Genomic DNA, 3,182 nt, shown 5'->3' with positions numbered 1-3,182 from the left:
CCTTTTACGTTTAAGTGTTGGTGTTGAGGATGTGGAAGATTTGCTTGAGGATTTAAAGCAGGCACTTTCTTAGAGATTTTATAAAATCATGTCTCAATATCCGGTTTCTTTAAATACGTTTCAGGGGCTGAAAGAATTTCTTGATGCAAAGGTTGAGTTATACAATCAGCCGGGATTTATAGAAAATGATCCTATTTGTATTCCTCATCAATTTAAATTGAAGCAGGATATTGAGATAATGGGTTTTTGGGCCTCTATTTTAGCATGGGGGCAGCGTAAAACCATAATTAATAAGTGTAATGAACTCATTCGTTTGATGGATGGAGCACCCTATGATTTTATCATGAATCATAGAGATTCTGATTTGAAGGTTTTTCTTGATTTCAAGCATCGCACATTTAATGATACGGATACTTTATATTTCATAGAGTTTTTTAAACAGCATTATCGTTATAATTCCTCTCTTGAAAATGCATTTACTGGTCAACATTTGAAATGGGGGATTGATGGATCCGATTTTGAAATGCCAGTTAATAATAGGAGAGGTGCTTCCGAAAAAACCGATTTTACTAGGAAATCTGTTGAAAATTACTTAAATTACTTTAGGGAATATTTCTTTTCTCTACCTGATTTCCCACATAGAACTAAAAAACACGTAAGTTCACCTATTCAGAAATCTACTTGCAAACGGTTAAACATGTTTTTACGCTGGATGGTAAGAAGTGATCAAAAAGGTGTTGATTTTGGGATATGGAAGACTATTAATCCATCCATGCTAATCTGTCCCTGCGATGTACACGTGGATAGGGTAGCCCGAAAGTTAGGATTAATCACCCGAAAGCAAACCGACTGGATTACAGCAGTACAACTCACCGAAAACTTATCTTTTTTTGATAATGAAGATCCTGTAAAGTACGATTATGCACTTTTTGGCTTAGGAATTGAGGAGAAATTTTAGTTTTCTTATGGATAAACCTCGATTCATCCATAAGAAATTTCATAAAAGAAAATTTCAAAAATATTTTTTTGAATGATTTAATTAATCGTCTTTATCACTAGGATTTTTTGATGTTTTTTGAGAATGGACATGTTTCATCGGAGCAAAAATAAATATGCCAAACAACATCGACACAATTATACTTAAGACTATTATATCTAAATATTCCATATTACTTTTGGTTTTTCTTTAGATTTATATAAATTAACAATCCAATCATTGTTGGTGGCCACAAACCTATAAAAATAGCCCTATCATGGTCCTTTAACACAACATAATAATATTCGGATAGAAAGATAATTGCTACGGTAGCTACCAGAATAGCTAACTCGATAAATGGAATTTTCTTTAACATGTTTTTTATCAAATATAATATTTTTTAGCCAATAATTAATAATCTGCTAATTATAAATTGATTTATTCGGTTAGGGGATTGTAAAGAAATTTTAATCGCTATCATTCTATTAAAATCGCATCAATTTCGGCTAATTTAGAACTTTAAAACCTGCATAATTAGCCGCTTAAACATCTTTTTTTGCTAGATAGTTCAAGATGATAAAAAGGCGTAGACTTTCAAATCTGGAAGAGCATTAAAGCATCTCAACTTATTTGTCCCAACGATTTACATGTTAAACGCGTACCCGGAAATTGAAATTAATGACTCGTAAACAAGTGGATTGGCAAACTTCTATTGAGCTTAGCAGGAATCTTCAGCAATTTGATTCAAATGACCCTGTAAAATATGATTTTGCATTATTTGGATTAGGGATTGAAGAGCATTTTCAAAATGTCATCCTTTAAACCAATTTTACTTATTATCTTCATTGTCCACAGACTTAATATCATTTTGTTCCTTCAGTTCTTCGTCTATTTTCTCATTGCTAATTCGAAGTTTTGGAAAGTGCATCGGACTCCTAATTGGGTTTTCATCGCCTAATAAAATTCCCCAAGGTTTAAACATTTCGGAGCGATCAAAAATGATTTTTAAAACGGCAACCATAGGCAATGCCAAAAACATTCCTGAAACTCCGGCGAGTGTTCCGGATATAAACACACCTAAAATAGCAGCAAATGCATTTATCTTGACTTTTGAACCTACAATTCGAGGCATTAGGATATTATTGTCGAGAAATTGAACAATTGCAATTACACCTAGAACGATAAATATTGGTAATAATTCTTGTGAAGAGGTGAGGGTTAATAAGACACCAATTAAGTTCCCAATTAAGGCTCCTACATAGGGAATAAGATTTAATAATGCGAAAATTACTCCTATTAGTATTGCATGTTTGATGTCTAAAATTAATAATATTCCACCTAATAAAATGGTGATATAAGCTATCTGAATAAGTAAGCCGACTATGTAACTTTTAATAATTACTTCAGTTTCCTTCATTACTTCTTTTACCTTTTTATGCTGATCTTGCTTAAACCACACAAAAACAAACCGTAACAATAGATTTTTGTAGGATAAAAATAAATAGATGTAAATAGGAACTAAGCCAATAAAAATAAAGCCAGAAGTGATAGATCCAGCTGCACCTCCAATGATATTGCCTGCATTTGTTAGTAATTTATTGCTTTGTTCATTCAAAAACTTAATCTGCTCTTGAGTAGAAAAATCAGTTTTGCTATTTATCCAATAACTTAAATTGTTTAAATGAAAGCTGATGTTTCTTTGAATTTGTGGGAAATCGGCTACCAGTATGCTAATTTGATTCGAGAAAAACCAAATGACAGACCCTATAAACACTGCACCAAATAAAATGGGTAATAAAATGGCTAAAACCTCTGGGAATCTCTTTTTCCGTAAAAAACGATAAGTAGGTAATAGAACAATGCTCAAAAAGAAAGCCATTAAAACGGGCATAATAATATCACTGCCAATTGCTAAAAGCGCACCTAGCAAACAAATGCCAATTAATTCAATTGATCTTCTTACGGTTAGTGGTAATTCTTTCATGCTATATTATTTTAGCAATTTATGTAATATGTTAATTTATGAAAATAAAATCAGAAATGCTTTTATCCACATTAATTTGGGAATTCATTTACCGTTTTTTGATATAAATTAATTAAAGGTTTAATAATCCCAACAAAACAGTCGTCATTGATTACTCGCAATTTAAATAAAATTAATTATCCCTAAATGTTAATAAAATTCATACTTGTTTTTTTCTGTAAG

General features: G+C 31.6%; 3 protein-coding genes and 1 pseudogene. 3 read left to right on the top strand and 1 reads right to left on the bottom strand.

Annotation, left to right across the window (positions count from 1 at the left end; all coding sequences use genetic code 11):
* The 3 genes and pseudogenes from ACIQ0D_RS12415 to ACIQ0D_RS12405 form a co-directional block, all read left to right on the top strand.
* Nucleotides 1-73 (top strand): PLP-dependent transferase (locus ACIQ0D_RS12415; RefSeq protein WP_395806084.1); only part of this gene is annotated, 73 nt, incomplete at its 5' end.
* A 15-nt stretch (nucleotides 74-88) separates the two neighbouring features.
* Nucleotides 89-958, top strand: coding sequence for a TIGR02757 family protein (locus ACIQ0D_RS12410; RefSeq protein WP_395806082.1), 870 nt, complete (start codon nucleotides 89-91; stop codon nucleotides 956-958).
* 616 nt (nucleotides 959-1,574) lie between these two features.
* Nucleotides 1,575-1,798 (top strand): annotated as a pseudogene (locus tag ACIQ0D_RS12405) (DUF2400 family protein).
* Between the two features lie 7 nt (nucleotides 1,799-1,805).
* On the opposite strand, the gene ACIQ0D_RS12400 reads toward ACIQ0D_RS12405, so the two are convergent.
* Nucleotides 1,806-2,960 carry an AI-2E family transporter gene (locus ACIQ0D_RS12400; RefSeq protein ID WP_395806080.1) on the bottom strand — a complete coding sequence of 385 codons (1,155 nt, stop codon included), beginning with the start codon at nucleotides 2,958-2,960 and terminating at the stop codon, nucleotides 1,806-1,808.
* Nucleotides 2,961-3,182 lie beyond the last annotated feature (222 nt).

This window comes from Daejeonella sp., assembly GCF_044342615.1.
Lineage (GTDB): Bacteria > Bacteroidota > Bacteroidia > Sphingobacteriales > Sphingobacteriaceae > Daejeonella.
Note: the sequence above shows the minus strand (reverse complement) of the source record. Positions and strands in the feature narration are given on the sequence as shown.